At 71.5% G+C, this 15,757-nt stretch carries 14 protein-coding genes and 3 pseudogenes; 8 read left to right on the top strand and 9 right to left on the bottom strand.

Annotated features, from left to right (window positions below):
* The first annotated feature begins 213 nt into the window (after positions 1-213).
* From AB0H81_RS11485 to AB0H81_RS11475, 3 genes and pseudogenes are all read left to right on the top strand, one after another.
* A complete protein-coding gene (locus AB0H81_RS11485; RefSeq protein WP_358372582.1) occupies positions 214-2,109 on the top strand; it encodes a glycosyl hydrolase 53 family protein in 1,896 nt (631 codons plus the stop codon).
* Between the two features lie 117 nt (positions 2,110-2,226).
* Positions 2,227-2,346: pseudogene (locus AB0H81_RS11480) on the top strand (helix-turn-helix domain-containing protein); the annotation flags it as partial.
* A gap of 9 nt (positions 2,347-2,355) precedes the next feature.
* A pseudogene (locus AB0H81_RS11475) lies at positions 2,356-3,041 on the top strand (helix-turn-helix domain-containing protein).
* 2 nt (positions 3,042-3,043) lie between these two features.
* On the opposite strand, the gene AB0H81_RS11470 reads toward AB0H81_RS11475, so the two are convergent.
* The 4 genes from AB0H81_RS11470 to AB0H81_RS11455 form a co-directional block, all read right to left on the bottom strand.
* Entirely contained in the window at positions 3,044-4,654 is a 1,611-nt protein-coding gene (locus tag AB0H81_RS11470) for a beta-N-acetylhexosaminidase (RefSeq protein WP_358372580.1), read from the bottom strand.
* A complete protein-coding gene (locus AB0H81_RS11465; RefSeq protein ID WP_358372577.1) occupies positions 4,651-5,520 on the bottom strand; it encodes an N-acetylmuramoyl-L-alanine amidase in 870 nt (289 codons plus the stop codon). The genes AB0H81_RS11470 and AB0H81_RS11465 overlap by 4 nt, the downstream gene beginning before the upstream one ends.
* Positions 5,521-5,585: 65 nt before the next feature.
* A complete protein-coding gene (locus tag AB0H81_RS11460; protein ID WP_358372574.1) occupies positions 5,586-5,834 on the bottom strand; it encodes a hypothetical protein in 249 nt (82 codons plus the stop codon).
* A 121-nt stretch (positions 5,835-5,955) separates the two neighbouring features.
* Positions 5,956-6,996, bottom strand: coding sequence for a LacI family DNA-binding transcriptional regulator (locus AB0H81_RS11455; protein ID WP_358372571.1), 1,041 nt, complete (start codon positions 6,994-6,996; stop codon positions 5,956-5,958).
* Between the two features lie 162 nt (positions 6,997-7,158).
* Here AB0H81_RS11455 and AB0H81_RS11450 point away from each other — a divergent pair, with 162 nt between their 5' ends.
* Positions 7,159-7,809 carry a TetR/AcrR family transcriptional regulator gene (locus AB0H81_RS11450; protein WP_358372568.1) on the top strand — a complete coding sequence of 217 codons (651 nt, stop codon included), beginning with the start codon at positions 7,159-7,161 and terminating at the stop codon, positions 7,807-7,809.
* A 181-nt stretch (positions 7,810-7,990) separates the two neighbouring features.
* On the opposite strand, the gene bldC is transcribed toward AB0H81_RS11450, so the two are convergent.
* Both bldC and AB0H81_RS11440 read right to left on the bottom strand, forming a co-directional pair.
* On the bottom strand, positions 7,991-8,194 hold the full coding sequence (bldC, locus tag AB0H81_RS11445; protein WP_013133571.1) for a developmental transcriptional regulator BldC: 204 nt from the start codon (positions 8,192-8,194) through the stop codon (positions 7,991-7,993).
* A gap of 322 nt (positions 8,195-8,516) precedes the next feature.
* Positions 8,517-9,380, bottom strand: a complete 864-nt coding sequence (locus AB0H81_RS11440; RefSeq protein ID WP_358372566.1) for a hypothetical protein — start codon at positions 9,378-9,380, stop codon at positions 8,517-8,519.
* A 107-nt stretch (positions 9,381-9,487) separates the two neighbouring features.
* Between AB0H81_RS11440 and AB0H81_RS11435 the strand changes: the two genes are divergently transcribed.
* Both AB0H81_RS11435 and AB0H81_RS11430 read left to right on the top strand, forming a co-directional pair.
* Positions 9,488-10,567: a Glu/Leu/Phe/Val dehydrogenase dimerization domain-containing protein gene (locus AB0H81_RS11435; RefSeq protein WP_358372563.1), complete on the top strand. Its 1,080-nt coding sequence runs from the start codon at positions 9,488-9,490 to the stop codon at positions 10,565-10,567.
* A 151-nt stretch (positions 10,568-10,718) separates the two neighbouring features.
* A complete protein-coding gene (locus AB0H81_RS11430; protein WP_358372560.1) occupies positions 10,719-10,940 on the top strand; it encodes a DUF3073 domain-containing protein in 222 nt (73 codons plus the stop codon).
* A gap of 251 nt (positions 10,941-11,191) precedes the next feature.
* Here AB0H81_RS11430 and purM read toward each other — a convergent pair whose 3' ends face one another.
* Positions 11,192-12,217, bottom strand: a complete 1,026-nt coding sequence (purM, locus tag AB0H81_RS11425; protein ID WP_358372558.1) for a phosphoribosylformylglycinamidine cyclo-ligase — start codon at positions 12,215-12,217, stop codon at positions 11,192-11,194.
* The gene (gene purF, locus AB0H81_RS11420) at positions 12,214-13,650 is read right to left on the bottom strand and encodes an amidophosphoribosyltransferase (RefSeq protein WP_358372557.1); all 1,437 of its coding nucleotides are present in this window, start codon (positions 13,648-13,650) and stop codon (positions 12,214-12,216) included. Before purF ends, purM begins: the two co-directional genes overlap by 4 nt.
* A gap of 198 nt (positions 13,651-13,848) precedes the next feature.
* Between purF and AB0H81_RS11415 the strand changes: the two genes are divergently transcribed.
* Positions 13,849-14,865, top strand: coding sequence for a DUF4190 domain-containing protein (locus AB0H81_RS11415; RefSeq protein ID WP_358372554.1), 1,017 nt, complete (start codon positions 13,849-13,851; stop codon positions 14,863-14,865).
* A gap of 17 nt (positions 14,866-14,882) precedes the next feature.
* Here the strand turns inward: AB0H81_RS11415 and AB0H81_RS11410 are convergent, their stop codons facing one another.
* On the bottom strand, positions 14,883-15,323 hold the full coding sequence (locus tag AB0H81_RS11410) for a sterol carrier family protein (RefSeq protein ID WP_358372552.1): 441 nt from the start codon (positions 15,321-15,323) through the stop codon (positions 14,883-14,885).
* A 158-nt stretch (positions 15,324-15,481) separates the two neighbouring features.
* On the opposite strand from AB0H81_RS11410, the pseudogene AB0H81_RS11405 reads away from it, so the two are divergent.
* Positions 15,482-15,757, top strand: a pseudogene (locus tag AB0H81_RS11405) (phosphatase); the annotation flags it as partial.

Genomic DNA, 15,757 nt, shown 5'->3' with positions numbered 1-15,757 from the left:
GGGTGTGCGCGGCGCCGCGGCGGCTGCGCCCGGCTCCTGGAGGTCACAGCGTCCGGCTCCGCCCAGATGTCTCACGGAGGTTTCCGTCTGTGAACGTGCACAGGACGAATCTCGTGGATATCGCACACGAACCTACGTGTCCTTCCGCGCAGCCTTTCAGGTTGAGCGCCACCGGCTGCTTGACCAACGCAGCCGCCCACCTCGAGAGGAAACATGATCAACAGATATGGGGCGCGGGTCACCGCGGCACTCACTGTGCTCGTGACCGCGCTGGTGGCGGGCGTCACAGCGCCCGCGCCGGCGCACGCCACCTTCGGCACCGCGCACATCAAGCCGATCGAGAGCAACATCGCCGCCAAGTCCTGGGCCTCCGCCACGGCGAGCAGTGGCGCGCCCACCGCCCGACTGGCCATTGACGGAGACCCGACGACGTCCTGGTACGCGGACGGCTCCAGCGCGCCACAGCGACTGACCGCCGACCTGGGCGGCGCCTACAACAATCTGCGGAAGGTCAAGGTGATCTTCGCTGACCGTGGCGTGGTGTACCGGTACATCATCGAGGCCTCGTCCGACGGTCGCAGGTGGACCACGATCGCCGACAGATCTCGCAACCGAGCTGCGTCACGGGGAGCGGTGCACTTGTTCACCCGGCCGGGAACACGCTTCGTCCGGCTCACGGTCACCGGCGCGTCGGGGCATTCCAAGGTCGGGGTGAGCGAGATCCAGATCTTCAACTACCTGCGCGACGACCTCATTCTCGGCGCCGACCTGTCCTGGATGGACGACGTCCAGACCCAGGAATACTGGGTCAACCCCTTGGCCGCCGACCGGGGCGCCGGACCGCGCCTGCTCGATGTGGCCAAGGACCGCGGCATGGAGCACGTCCGGCTGCGGATCTTCAACGAGCCGAGGGACGAAAGCACCGGCGAACCGACACCGATCCCGCGCCAGGGGCCGGAACGCTCGCTGCAGTCGGCACGGTGGATCAAGGACCGGAGCATGGGCCTCGGCATCGACTTCCACTACGCGGACTCCTGGGCGGACCCGTCCAAGCAGCCGAAACCGCGTGCCTGGGCCGAGTTGGAGTTCGACGACCTCACGCAGGCGGTGTACGACTTCACCGGCGGTTACCTCCGCAAGCTGATCAAGCAGGGCACCACACCGGACAAGGTGGCCGTCGGAAATGAGATCATCAACGGCTTCCTGTACGGCAGCGAGGCGGCCCTGATCGGCACGACCAACCCGCCGTACTTCGTCAACCGGGCCGGCATCTACCAGTCCAAGCCCGGCGGCGGACTGCTGTGGCGCTACTGGCAGTCGACCGATCCGGTCGAGCAGCGGCTCTACGACGAGGCGTGGGACCGGTTCACCACGTTGGCCGCGGCCGGGATCAAGGCCGTCCGGGATGCGTCGCCGAAGACGAAGGTGGAGATCCATGTGATCGTCGACGCCGGACGGCTCGCCAAGACCATGGAGTTCTGGAGCCAGTTCCTCACCCGGGTCAAGGCCAAGGGCCAGAACCCTGACGTGCTCGCGATCTCGTACTACCCGGAGTGGCACGGTTCGCCCGACGCCCTGGATCTCAACCTGCACACTATCGCGACGACCTACCCCGACTACGAGATCGACATCGCCGAGACCGCCTACCCCGCGTCCGGCGGCGACGGCTCGCCCCTGCCCAACTCCCCCTTTCCCCGCACCGTCCAGGGCCAGGCAGACGCTGTCCAGCGGGTCTTCCAGGCCGCCAACGACGTGGTCGACAACCAGGGGGCCGGCGTGCTGGTCTGGGAGCCGGCGGGCTACCAGCCGATGTTCCGGGCCGTGCCCGAGTCGCCCAACACCTGGGAGCCGCACGCGTCGATCAACGTGTTCAACGCGAGCCAAGCCAGGCACATCCTTGAAGACGCCGTCTACGTCACCACCCGGGCGGGCAGGACTCCAGCACTCCCCTCCTCCGTCCGTAAGCTCACCACGGCAGACAACGCCATCGCCACAATCCCCGTTCACTGGCAGGCACTGCCGGACAGGGCAACCGACACGCCCGGTGAGGTCGTCCTCGTCGGGAGGACGGCGCGGGGCCAGGTCACCGCAGTCATCGACGTCATCTAGTGTCATCCGCCCGATAAGTCCGTATGGCGCATCCAGGTCCGTCTGCGGTGGAGATCCGGTTATCAGAGAGGGAACGGGCTCAGCTGATCGGCATGTCGGCGGAGTCGTCGAGAGTGGCGGGCGAGGATCGTGCTGACGTGTGCGGGGGCGGGCATCAGCACGGCGCGGGTGGCGCGGCAGTCGGGCCTTGCCGAGAGTACGGTGCGCAAGTGGCGTGCGGCGGTTGCCCGGGCCGGGTGCGAGGCGCTGGCTGACGAGGCGCACACGGGCCGGCCCAAAGCGGAGTTGGCGGTGTCGGATGCCGAGCGGGTGGTGTTGCAGCGGTGGGCGCGGCGGGCCAAGTCCGCGCAGATCCTGGCGATGCGCGCCAAGATCGCGCTGTCGTGCGCGGACGGCATGGACAACAAGCTGATCGATGAGCCACGCCCGGGCCGCCCGCCGTCGATCAGCCTGGACCAGGTCGAGCAAGTGGTGGCGGCCACGCTGGAGGAGACCCCGGCCGGTGCCACGCACTGGACCCGCGCCTCGATGGCGCGGCGTAGCGGGCTGTCGGAGTCGACGATCGGCCGGATCCGGCGGGCCTTCGACCTCGAGCCGCACCGCACGACGACGTTCAAGCTCGCCGACGGGACCGTCATCGGCGAACCGCACCGCCGGCACCGCGCCACAGAATTCGAGAAGTTCCTCGCCCCCCATCGACAAAACCGTGCCGGCCGAGCGCCTGGATCAACCAAGTCGAGCGCTGCTTCGGCTACCTGACCGACCAGCTCATCCGCCGCGGGGTCCACAAGAGCGTCCAGGCGCTGGAGGACGACCTCCGCGCCTGGATGGACCGCTGGAACGCCGACCCCAAGCCCTTCATCTGGACCAAGACCGCCGAGGGAATCCTCGAATCCCTCGCGAAATATTGCCGACGGATTTCAGGCGGATGACCCTAGACGCTGGGCCGGGTGGACTCGGCGTCGTGGGTCATGCTCTCCAGCCGTTCCATGACGTCGGCGACCCGCACGGCGCCCGCACGGTACGGCCGGCGCCGCTGCCACGGCCGTGGCCCGGCCGGCGGCCGGTACTCCACACCCAGCGCGTCCAGCCGCCCGAGGTGGGCCTGGAGCCGGTCGGCGAAGTCCGGGCCTGCCCGACCGCCCCAGGTGACCTCCGCCAGGGCGCACGCCCGCGGCCAGATCCGGTAGTCCAGCGTGCGGGCGTCGGCGATCCGCTCGGTCCACAGCTGGGCCTGCGCGCCGAGGACCCGCGCGCGTTCCTCGTCCGTCCACTCCACCGGGGCGGGGTCGAACGCCGCCACGTCCGCCACCGTGATGGTGTCGCCGATCGCCACCGGCTCGTCCGGCGACGCCGACTCCGCGTAGTCGAAGTACAGCGGGAACACCGGCGTGGCCACCACGTCGTGGCCGGCCGCGGCGGCGCGGCGGCCGACGCCCATGCCGCGCCACGGCATGACCACGGTGTCGGGTCGCAGCTCGCCGCTGACGAACGCCTCGTCCCACACCACGGCCCGCGCGCCCCGGTCGGCCAGCGCGTCGGCCAGCCGCCGCAGGAACCACGCCTGCAGCGCCGGCATCGACTCCAGTCCCAGCGACGCGCGGTAGGCGTCGATCTCGGCGGAGGCCGTCCAGTGGTCGAGCACCACCTCGTCGCCGCCGATGTGGACGAACGGGGTCGGGCCGAGGGCGCCGATCAGCTCGTCGAAGATCGTGGCCAGGAACTCCACCGTGGCCGGCAGGGGCGACAGGATCGCGGGGGAGATGCCCCAGCGGTCGAGCACGTCGTACCGCTCGCCGGTGGCGCCCAGCTCCGGGTAGGCGGCCAGGATGGCCGAGGCGTGGCCGGGCACGTCGATCTCCGGCACGATCACGACCTCGCGGGCCCGCGCGTAGGCGGCGACCTCGGCGAGGTCGTCCAGGGTGTAGTGGCCGCCGTGCGCGACGCCGTCGTACAGCTCCGGCTCGCCCCGCTGGTGGATCGCCGTGCGCGGCCGGTGCGAGGCCACCTCGTGCAGCAGCGGGTACGCCCTGCTCTCCACCCGCCAGCCCTGGTCGTCCACGAGGTGCAGGTGCAGCCGGTTCAGCTTGTGCGCCGCCATGAGGTCGATCAGCCGCAGCACCTCGCGCTTGGGGAAGAAGTGCCGGGCCACGTCGAGGTGGAGCCCGCGCCAGGCGAACACCGGCTCGTCCTCGACCCGCACGCCCGGCACGCTCCACCCGCGGCCGTGACCGGGACCGGCGGGGGTGCGGTAGGAGGCGTCGGGCAGGAGCTGGTGCAGCGTCTGCGCGGCGTGGAAGGCCCCGGCCCGGCCGCCCGCCGTGATCTCCACCCCGCGCGAGCCGGTGACCAGCCGGTACGCCTCCGGCCCGAGAGCCGGGTCGAGCCGCACGTCGACGTCACCGGAGTCGCCGGGCCGCAGGTCGAGCCCCGGCAGGGCGACGCGCACGGCGTCGGCCGCCTCGGCGGGGCCGGACACGACGGACCCGGGGGTCAGCTCGCAGGAGCCGGACAGGCGACGGACCAGGCGGGGGCGAGGGATCATGGTTGGAGATAGTGCTGCATGCCGTTCGCCAGCGCCAGCGCGACCCGCTGCCGGAACGCGGGGTCGCGGAACTTGGCCGCCTCGGCCGCGTTGCGCATGTTGCCGCACTCGATGAAGACCTTCGGCACGGTCGAGAGGTTGAGGCCGCCGAGGTCGGAGCGGAAGTCGAGCGCCTTGCTGCCGATGTAGGTGGAGTACGGCAGGCCGGTGCCCTTCCGGTAGGAGTCGCGGACCGCGAGGCCGAGCTTGCGCGAGTCGCCGACGACCGGGTCGACCGGGCCGCCGATCTTCTTCGGCATGATCACGTGGAAGCCGTGGTTGCCGGGCGCGGACCCGTCGCCGTGGATGGAGATGGCGGCGTCGGCCTTGGCGCGGTTGCCGATCGCGGCCCGCTGGGTGATGCACGGGCCCACGCTGTTGTTGTCGGACCTGGTCAGCTTGACCGTGGCGCCCCGGCTCTTGAGGATCTTGGCCAGCCGATTGGACACGTCCCAGGTGAAGGCGGCCTCGGTGTAGCCGTCGTTGGTGGAGGTGCCGGTGGTGTCGCACGCCTTCCACTGGGTCAGCACGTTGACCTTGCGGTTGACGGCCTTCGGGTCGCGGTAGTTGCCGCCGTTGTGGCCGGGGTCGATGACGACGACCTTGCCGGCCAGCGACCCGGCCCGGGCGGTCCCGGTGGCCGGGTCGCGCTTGGACGCTCCGCCGGCTCCCCGCCCGGCTCCCGGGTCCGCCGGGGGCGCGGCGGCCTGGGGGGTGGTCTGCCCGGCCGGGACGCCGGAGGCCGGGGCGCCGCCCGCGCTGGCCGTACCGCACGCGGTGGCGATCAGGCCGCAGGCGGTGAGGAGGGTGACGGGAAGAGCACGCATGAGCTCCAACTTACGTCACGGCGCGCCCTGTCCCGGCGCGTTCGCCGAAGGCGTGGGGGACGCTCTCACCAGACGCGCTCGCCGACCTCCTGGCGCTGGAGGAGGGCGGCGAGCTCCCGCGCGTCCTCGGCGTCGAGGCCGAGGACGACGCGGGGACGTCCCCACGGGTGGTCGAGGGAGTGGGCGACGTAGCTGGCCACGGACTCGCCGCCGGTGTCGCCGGCACGACCCCGGCTCGCCCGCCACTGCGCCCAGGCGCGTTCGAGCTCCGACGCGGCGCGCTGGGCGCAGGAAACCAGTTCTGGATCACGCATGACTGTCCCCCGGATCAGATTCGCGACCGCACCGTGTACGGCCGCGCATCGCATGACCCTGACGAGTAAACCTCCAGGCGGTGGGGGGTCCGGGTGTGTTTGACCGAGGCTTTGGCCGCTCTTAGGCGGGGCCCGTGCTGCGCCGTACGACGAGTTCGGGGGTGACCTGGCGCAGCCGCGCGACCTTCGCGGGGTCTCCGATGCGGTCGCTCAGCAGGGCCGCCGCCGAGCGCCCCATGGCGCGGCGCGGCTGGTCGACGGAGGTGAGGGAGATGTGGCGCGAGGCGGACAGGTGGGTGTTGTCGTAGCCGACGACGGACAGGTCGCCCGGCACGCCGAGGCCGAGCTCGGCCGCGGCGGAGAGCACGCCGAGCGCCACCGCGTCGGTGGCGGCGAAGATCGCCGTGGGCCTGGGGTCGCGGGTCAGCAGCGCGAGCGCGGCCTTGCGCCCGCCCTCCTCGGTCGACTCCGCGGCCTCGACCATGATGTACGGGGCGAGCGCGTGCCGGCGCATCGCCACGAGGTAGCCCTCGCAGCGGGTCGGCCGGGCGCCCTCGATGTGCGCGATCCGCTTGTGGCCGAGCTCCACCAGGTGGTCGATGGCCAGGCGGGCGCCGAGCTGGTCGTCGTCGACCACGGTGTCGACGCCGCCGAGATCGATGTCACGTTCCCCGATGACGACCGTCGGGGTGTAGGAGGTGGCCTCCATCAGGGTCTCGCTGGTCGGTGCGATGCCCAGCAGCACCAGCCCGTCGACCCGCAGCTCCAGGAAGGCTTCCACGGCCTCGTCCTCGAACGCGGGATCCCACTGGCTGTTGCCGATGAGCATGCGTAAGCCGTCGCCGTGCAGGCTCTCCTGGAGGCCGTCGAGCACCTCGGCGTACAGGGGGTTGTGCAGGTCGGCGACGAGCGCGCCGACCAGGTGGGTACGGCCTTCGACCAGGCTGCGCGCGACCGCGTTCGGCCGGTAGCCGAGTTCGCGGGCCGCCTGGAGCACGGCCTGCCGCCGGTGTTCGCTCACGTGCGGTGAGCCGCGGAGCACGAGCGAGACCAGCGATTTCGAGACGCCGGCACGCTCGGCGACGTTGCGGATGGTGGGTCTTGGTCGAGGTATGTCCCGGAGGTCGTTGATGGTTGAAGACTTGACGGGTGGTCCTGACATGGGTCTCCCCCGCGATGCGAAGTTGGGCACCTGTCTCACCAAACGATCGAGTTCCCCGCAGGGTACGGCTTCGGGTAAGGGAAGCCTCATATTGACCATGGCGGTACATGTCCGCTATGGCGACATCCGGGCGGATAGCGGGCTGGTTGTACTGTGCTGCCTGTGACAGAGACGACGCGGCCGGCGCGGCGCAGGCTGACCGTCGACCGTCGCCGCGAGGAGCTGATAGCGGCCGCCCTGGAACTGTTCGGCGGGCGCGACGCCGAGCACGTCTCGATCGACGACGTCGCCTCACGCGCGGGGGCCTCGCGGGCGCTGGTCTACCACTACTTCGGCGGCAAGCAGGAGCTCTACGTGGCCGCGCTGAGGAGCGCGGCGGAGCAGCTGGAGTCGCGCCTGCGGCCCCAGGGGAACGGCCGGCCGCTGGAGGATCTGGCCGCGGGGCTCGCGAGCTACTTCGACTTCGTCGAGGGGCACGCGGCGGGCTACGCGGCGCTGCTGCGCGGCGGCCCGGCCGGCCGCGAGGACGAGGTCGGCGAGATCGTGGACGGGGTGCGCCGCCGGTTGTTCCTGCTGATCCAGCGGCAGATGCGCGTGGCGGAGCCCAGCCCGGTGCTGCGGGCGACGCTGCGGTCGTGGATCGCCTCGGTGGAGACGGCGGGGCTCGACTGGCTCGAACACCGCGACATGGAACGCGCGAAGCTGGAGCGGCTCCTCGTGGAGCACATGACGGCTCTGCTGGGTGTCGCCGCACGCCATGACGGTGAGGCCGCCCGGCTTCTCCACGCGCTGACGGGGGACCGGCCGGGATGACCCCTCACAAGCGGGGATCACGCCTCACGAAGCGGGGGTGACCTGCACAGGGGCGGGCCGGAAGAATGGCGCCGGGCGGGCGGCGCCAACTTCCCGGAGCGACGTCCGTCGTCACAGTGGTGGACCGGGCCTCCGGCCAGGCCCACCCTTCAACCCCCCTGAGGTCCGTGACGACCTCGTATTACTCCGAGCGCTGCTGCGGGATGCCCGCCAGAAGCGCGCGGACCTCGGTCTCCCGGTAACGCCGGTGTCCTCCGAGGGTGCGGATCGACGTCAACTTGCCCGCCTTGGCCCACCGCGTGACGGTCTTGGGGTCGACCCTGAACATGGTCGCGACCTCGGCGGGCGTGAGCAGTGGCTCGGCCTCGGGTGTACGAGCTGACATTTGTGCGGCCTCTCCTCCGTGTGGACCGGCTCAGCGATCCTGTGACTGCCTGTGCGCGTGTCACGGATGTCCCCCTATGGCCCAAAGCGTGCGGCTTTTCTGGCCCATATGCGGCATCACCCGAAGTGACCATACCGCCACGCAGAGCGATTGGCGAGCCCTTCTTTGACCCAACTGCCCGCCCCCATGGCGATGTCACGCTCGGTGATTCTAGCGACACGTTTCGTGGTATCGCAGTGAAAACGGCAAACTGCTCAGTTCGCAGAAGCGAGCAGCCGCTAGTCATGACCCACTCATGCAGGTCAGACGGTTGTATTGGGGCTCAGTTGGCAGATTCCAGAAGTTGCATTGACTTCCAGCGCAGGATGACCCTCTGATACATGGCGTAGGCAAGCTCTTCTTGACCCGTGTCCAGGCCGGTGAGAGCGGCCGACAGCTCCGCCACCGACTGGTCGGCCTGGAGCGCCTCGTCGTCCATGAGATGCACCAGCCCGCCGTAGTCGAGCTCGACCAGCGAGTGCGGGTGGAACTCCTCCAGCCAGCGCGCCACGTCCTCCACGTCGATGTGCGCCGCCACCTCGCCCAGGTGCCGCCGCAGGACCTGCAGGGCCCGGGCCGCGCGCCTGCGGGCCTGCGCCATCGAGGTGACATAGATGAGGTTGCGCCCCGTGGCCGTCGTCACGTCCTGTCCCGGGGCCGCGCCGCCGAGCACCAGCCAGCGCTCGTTGCCGTCGAACGGCACGAACCACGACGACGGCACGTGCCACGCCGTGGTGCGGATGTGGGTGCGCAGGGCGGAGGAGCCGGCCGCGCGCTTGTACCTGTCGAAGTCGTCGGCCGTCTGCTCGGCGATCGCCTGGGGGACCAGCCGGTCCATCAGCTTGGCGGGGGTGGCGCCGCGCAGCCGTGAGAACGCGAGCCAGGAGCGCAGCCGCGTCTGCCAAGGGCAGACATAGAGACGGTCCTCCACGCGCCGCAGATACGCGTTGGGGCTCTCCTGGGCGGGAACCGGGTGAGGGGGCCTGCCGAGCAGGCGCCTGATCGACTCGCCGTGCTCGGCGTTCAGGGCGTTCGCGCGACGCGGACGGTCACGTGAGTCGGCGTACTCGGTCCATGCCTTCCGCTCGTGCTCGGGGAAGGCGGTCAACGGCTCGTAGACTCGGAGATACGCGGCATAGGGCAGCACGGAGGCATCGTGTCATGAAGACAACCTGCTTGCACCGTTGCGGCCACTACCCTGAGAGGTGATCTCCCGCCGCGAAGGAGCGGCGGACCGGACAGGGAGTCACTACCGTGACCGACGTCTTCGACCCGTCTCACAAGGACGCGCACGAGCAGGTCGTCTTCTGCGCCGACCCGCGCAGCGGCCTGCGCGCCATCATCGCCATCCACAGCACGGCCCTCGGCCCCGGCCTCGGCGGCACGAGGTTCTACCCGTACGAGAGCGAGCAGGCCGCGCTCGCCGACGTGCTCAATCTCTCACGCGGCATGTCCTACAAGAACGCGCTGGCCGGGCTCGACCACGGCGGCGGCAAGGCCGTCATCATCGGCGACCCGTCGCGCGACAAGAGCGAGGCGCTGCTGCGCGCCTACGGCCGGTTCGTCGAGTCGCTCGGCGGGCGCTACATCACCGCCTGCGACGTCGGCACCTACAGCGAGGACATGGACGTCGTCTCGCGGGAGTCGCGCTTCGTGACCGGGCGCACGCTCGCCCACGGCGGCGCCGGCGACTCCTCCATCCTCACCGCCTTCGGCGTCTTCCAGGGCATGCGCGCCTCGGCCGAGCGGGTGTACGGCACGCCGTCGCTGCGTGGCCGGCGGGTCGGCGTCGAGGGCGTCGGCAAGGTCGGCCACCGCCTGGTCGAGCTGCTGCGCGAGGACGGCGCGGACGTCGTGATCTGCGACGTGGCCGAGCGCGCAGTGGAACGCGTGCGGGAGCGGCATCCCGAGGTGGACGTCGTGGCCGACGCCGACGCGCTGACCGGCGCCGACATCGACGTCTTCGCCCCGTGCGCGCTGGGCGGAGCCCTCGACGACGCCACGGTGGCGCGGCTGCGCGCGAAGATCGTCTGCGGGGCGGCCAACAACCAGCTGGCGCACCCCGGCGTCGAGAAGCAGCTGGCCGAGCGTGGCATCCTGTACGCCCCCGACTACGTGGTCAACTCCGGCGGCGTGATCCAGGTGGCCGACGAGATCGGCGGTTTCGACATGGAACGGGCCAGGGCCAAGGCAGCCCGGATCTACGACACCACGCTCAAGATTTTCGCGATCGCGAGCGATGAGGGCGTACCTCCGGCCGTCGCAGCCGATAGGCTAGCCGAGCGCAGAATGTCGGAAGTCGGGCGGATTCGGGCCATTTGGCTGGGCCACTGACGCCCCGCGCCCATACGACGTACCGAGCTGGGCACAAAACAGGTACGGTAATAGGCGAACGATAGGCTGACGCCCATAGTCAGGTGGCGTCAGCGTGTGGTGCGTTAGCGACGAGGGGTCGGGGACGACCCCACATGAGGGGGTCGAGCCAATGGGGCGCGGCCGAGCAAAGGCCAAGCAGGTCAAGGTTGCTCGCCAGCTGAAGTACAACAGCGGTGGCACAGATCTTGACCGTCTTCGCGACGAACTCGGGGTCGGAGACTCCAGCAATGACGACGCCGACGACCTCAACGACGAGCTCGCGGATCGCTATGCCGATTACGCCGACGACTACGCGGGCGGAGACGACGACGACCGCTCCGGCCGCCGGTAGCCGCTCGTCTCGTTGACGCGGCCGCTCACCCGGTGTGACCTCCGCGCCGGGTGGGACCGCGTGTTCCATCGCGCAGGGCCCCACGGACACCCGCCCGTGGGGCTTTCGTCATGCCTCAAGCAGCTTCACGCGTCCCGAGCGTCCAGACCCGTGCCCGTCGGCCCGGGGTCGTGCGGCCGGACGCCGGGCCACTCCCATGAGTGCGCGCCGGTTCCGGGCCGCTCGGACGAGCGGCCCGGAACCCGGGACGGTCAGCGGTAGCGGGCCTGGCCGGAGCCGGGGACGACCTCGCCGAGAACCCACGCCGGCAGCCCACGCTCCGTGAGCAGCCGCACCGCCTCGTCGGCGGCCTCCGGCGCGACGATCGCGGCCATCCCGACGCCCAGGTTGAACGTCCGGTCCATGTCCTTCTGCTCGACGCGGCCGTGCCCGGCGAGCACCGAGAAGATCGCCGGCGGCGTCCACGACGACCGGTCGAGCAGCGCGTCGAGGTGGCCGGGCAGCGAGCGCGACAGGTTGCCCTCGACGCCGCCGCCCGTGATGTGCGCGTAGGCGTGCACCTCCACCGTCCGGGCCAGGGCCAGGCAGTCGAGGGAGTAGATCCGGGTCGGCTCCAGCAGCTCCTCGCCGAGCGGCCGGCCCAGCTCGGGCAGCTCCGCCTCCAGCGACAGCCCCGCCTCGCGCACCACGTGACGCACCAGCGAGTAGCCGTTGGAGTGGACGCCCGAGGAGGCGAGCCCCAGCACCACGTCGCCCTCACGCACCCGCTCGGGCCCGAGCATGGCCGACGCCTCCACGACACCCGTGCCGGCGCCCGCCAGGTCGTACTCGTCGGGCTCCATCGCCCCCGGGTGCTCGGCCGTCTCGCCGCCCACCAGCGCGGCCCCGGCCAGCCGGCAGCCCTCGGCGACGCCGCCGACGATCTCGGCGACACGCTCGGGCACCACCTTGCCGCAGGCGATGTAGTCGGTCATGAACAGCGGCTCGGCCCCGCACACCACCAGGTCGTCGAGGACCATGCCGACCAGGTCGATCCCGATGGTGTCGTGCTTGCCGTACCGCTGGGCGATCATGACCTTGGTGCCCACGCCGTCGGTGGAGGTCGCGAGCAGCGGCCGCTCGTACTTCAGCAGCGCCGAGGCGTCGAACAGCCCGGCGAAGCCGCTCGCGTCGTCCACGACCTCGGGCCGGCGCGAGCGGGCCACCTTGTCCTTCATCAGCGCGACCGCGCGCTCGCCCGCCTCGATGTCGACGCCGGCGGCCTCGTAGCTCGTCACGCCTTGCTCTCCAGTACGTACTTGCCGACGTTGTCCTGGTCGATGGGGATGGGGTAGGTGCCGTCGAAGCAGGCCCGGCAGAGCCGGTCGGCGGGGATGGTGGTGGCCCGGGTGAGGCCCTCCAGCGAGATGTAGCCGAGCGAGTCGGCGCCGAGCGAGGCGCGGATCTCCTCCACCGAGAGGGAGCCGGCGATCAGCTCGGCCCGGGTGGCGAAGTCGATGCCGTAGAAGCACGGCCACGACACCGGCGGCGAGGAGATGCGCACGTGCACCTCCTTGGCCCCGGCCTCGCGCAGCATCTTGACGATCGCGCGCTGGGTGTTGCCGCGCACGATGGAGTCGTCCACGACGACGAGGCGCTTGCCCTGCACCACCTCGCGCAGCGGGTTGAGCTTGAGCCGGATGCCGAGCTGGCGGATGGTCTGCGACGGCTGGATGAACGTGCGGCCGACGTAGGAGTTCTTCACCAGGCCCTGGCCGTAGGGGATGCCGCTCTCCTCGGCGTAGCCCACGGCGGCAGGGGTGCCGGACTCGGGCGTGGGGATGACCAGGTCGGCGTCGACGGGGTGCTCGCGGGCCAGCACCCGGCCGATCTCGACCCGGGTCACCTGGACGCCCCGGCCGGCGATCGTGGTGTCGGGGCGGGCGAGGTAGACGTACTCGAACAGGCAGCCCTTGGGCTCGGCCAGTGCGAAGCGGCGCGACCTGACGCCCTGCTCGTCGATCGTGAGCAGCTCGCCGGGCTCGATCTCCCGTACGAACGTGGCGCCCACGATGTCGAGGGCGGCCGTCTCGGAGGCGACCACCCAGCCGCGCTCCAGGCGGCCCAGCACCAGCGGGCGGATGCCCTGCGGGTCGCGCGCCGCGTAGAGGGTGGTCTCGTCCATGAACACGAGCGAGTACGCGCCCTTGACCTGCGGCAGGAGCTCCGCGGCGGAGTCCTCGACGGACCTGCTGCGGTCCTGGGCGAGGAGCGAGGCCAGCACCTCGGTGTCGGTGGTGGCGCGGGTGGCGCCCGGATCGAGGCGCTGGGCCAGCTCCGGGGTGTTGATCAGGTTGCCGTTGTGGGCCAGCGCGAGCCCGCCGACCTCGGTGGAGCTCAGTGTGGGCTGCGCGTTCTCCCACACGCTGGATCCGGTCGTGGAGTAGCGGCAGTGGCCGATCGCCAGGTGACCGCGCAGGGTGCCCAGCACGGACTCGTCGAAGACCTGGGCCACCAGGCCCATGTCCTTGTAGACGAGAATGCGGCTGCCCTCGCTGACTGCGATGCCCGCGGACTCCTGGCCGCGGTGCTGCAGCGCGTACAGCCCGTAGTAGGTGAGTTTGGACACTTCCTCGCCTGGGGCCCAGACGCCGAAGACGCCGCAGGCGTCCTTGGGAGCTCGATCGTCGGGGTCCAGGTCATGGCCGAGCCGGCCGTCGCCTTTCAGCACGTACTTCAGTTTAGGTCGGTCACTTCGCTGCTCGCACACCCGGGGCCCGATCGGGGGCGTGCTGCGGTGGGAACGGGGGCGCTTGGACGCATGGTGTCCCAAGGATGGACGGGGTTTTACCGTGTCACACCCTTTCTGGGCTGCTCTGCGCGTAAGGGTGAAGTGTCCGGCATGCAATACCCGTCGGGAGACGCAGACGTGACCACACCTGGGGATCCGAACCAGCCCCGCCCGGGACAGGAGCCGCGCGAGGACGGCGACGACTACCTCGGCTCCGGTGGCCCCTCCGGGCCCGAGGAGTCCGGCGGCTCGGCGCCGGCCGGTCCGGGGACGCCGGAACCGCCGCTCGGCCCGGTGCCTCCGGTCGTGCCGCCGCCCGAGAGGCCACGTCCGGGCGGTGAGCCGCGTCCCGTGCCGGAGCCGGAGCCCGGTGGGGAGCCGCCGGTGCATCCGCCGGGGCCCGACCAGCCCACCACGCCCGAGGTGCCGGAGCCGACGGGGGGCCGGGGCGGCCTGCCGGGCGACGAGGAGCCGGACGCGGAGACGACGCAGGCGTACCCGGTGCCGGGCGGCACCCCCGCCTATCCCGGCTGGGAGGGGACGGCCGAGCCGCCCCCCGCGCCGCCGGGCACCTCGGCCCCGTCCCGTTTCGAACAGCCGTCCCCCGGCGAACCGCCCGGCGCCCACGGAGGGCCGCCCGGCGCTCCGGGAGGCGCCCCGTCCGGTCCGTACGCGGCGGGCGCTCCGGGGGCCGCGGGCCCGTACGGCGAGCCCGCCCCGCCCGGGACCTCGCCCTCCAGCCCGTACGGCGGGCCGCCCGGCGGAGGCCCCTACGGCCCCATGCCGGGCCCCGGCGGGTACGCGCCACCGCCTCCCGGCGGCTACCCGCCCTCCTACCAGAAGGCGCCGCCGGGAAGCGGTCTCGCCACGGCGTCGCTGGTGCTGGGGGTTGCCAGCCCGTTCCTGGTGTTCGTCTGCTTCGCCGGCGTGCTGACCGCGATCCTGTCGATCGTGTTCGGCGGGGTCGCGCTCAGCAGGGGCGTGGGCAAGGGCCGCGCCCTGGCGGGGATCGTGATCAGTGTTCTCGCGCTGATCCTGTTCACGATCGTGGCCATGTGGTTCTGGAACGTGGTGCAGGACTGCGGCCGGCTGCCCGGTGAGCTCGCCGACCAGTGCTTCCGGAGCAGGTTCCCCTGGATGGACCGTCCCCGCTGAGAACCGGCCCCGGGTGGTCAGGCGAGGGGCAGGTGCCCGGACAGGTCCGCGCGTGACCCGCTGGCCGCTATGGCGCCCTCGGCCACGGTCTCGTCCCAGCCCCGGCGGCCGACGGCCAGCTCGATCCAGGTGCGGGGGCTCATCTCCACGACGTTCGGCGGGGTCCCGCGGGTGTGCCGGGGTCCCTCGATGACCTGTGCCGCCGCGTACGGCGGGACCCGCACCTCGACCGTGCGGCCGGGGGCTGCCGTGGCGAGCCGGTCGAGCAGGTGGCGCACGGCCTGCCGGGCCGCGTCACGCTCGGGCTCCAGACCCCGGTCGTAGGCGGTCAGCACGGCCTCGACCAGGGCGCCGGGCAACGCGGCGGCGGGGCCGTCGTAGGCGGGCTGGTCGAGGGCGACGAGCTGGGCGTCGAGCGCGGCCCTCAGCTTCTCGGGGTCCGGTCTGCGTGGTGGCACCCGCCCATTGTGCTCCGTCCGGTGGGGGAGAAGGGCCGGTTGGGTGCCCGGTTCCTCCCTGGGAGCGTTCATCGTCCCGGAGGTTCTCGTTCACCTCTGGTTTCGACGCCCGCCGTAGCGTCCCAGCCGAACCACCGTGCACACCCTTGGAGTTTCCCGTGGCGAACCGGCATCTTCCGCTGCTTCCCAGCCCGCACAAGTCCGGCCGTTCGGCGATGACCTGCCAGTTCCGCTGCGGCAACGCGTGCGCGCACGAGGCCGGCAACACCAGTGGCAACACCTACTTCGGCGACGTCGTCGCCGAGGCGTTGACCCGCAGAGGCGTGCTGCGCGCCGGCGCCCTCGGCGCGCTGGTCGTGGGCGCCGGCGTGGCGGGCGCCGTGCCCGCGCTGGCCGGCCCGACCCCCGAGGCCGCCCCCGAGGACGCGGCCCGG

The organism is Nonomuraea sp. NPDC050691 (assembly GCF_040654455.1).
GTDB lineage: Bacteria > Actinomycetota > Actinomycetes > Streptosporangiales > Streptosporangiaceae > Nonomuraea.
Note: the sequence above shows the minus strand (reverse complement) of the source record. Positions and strands in the feature narration are given on the sequence as shown.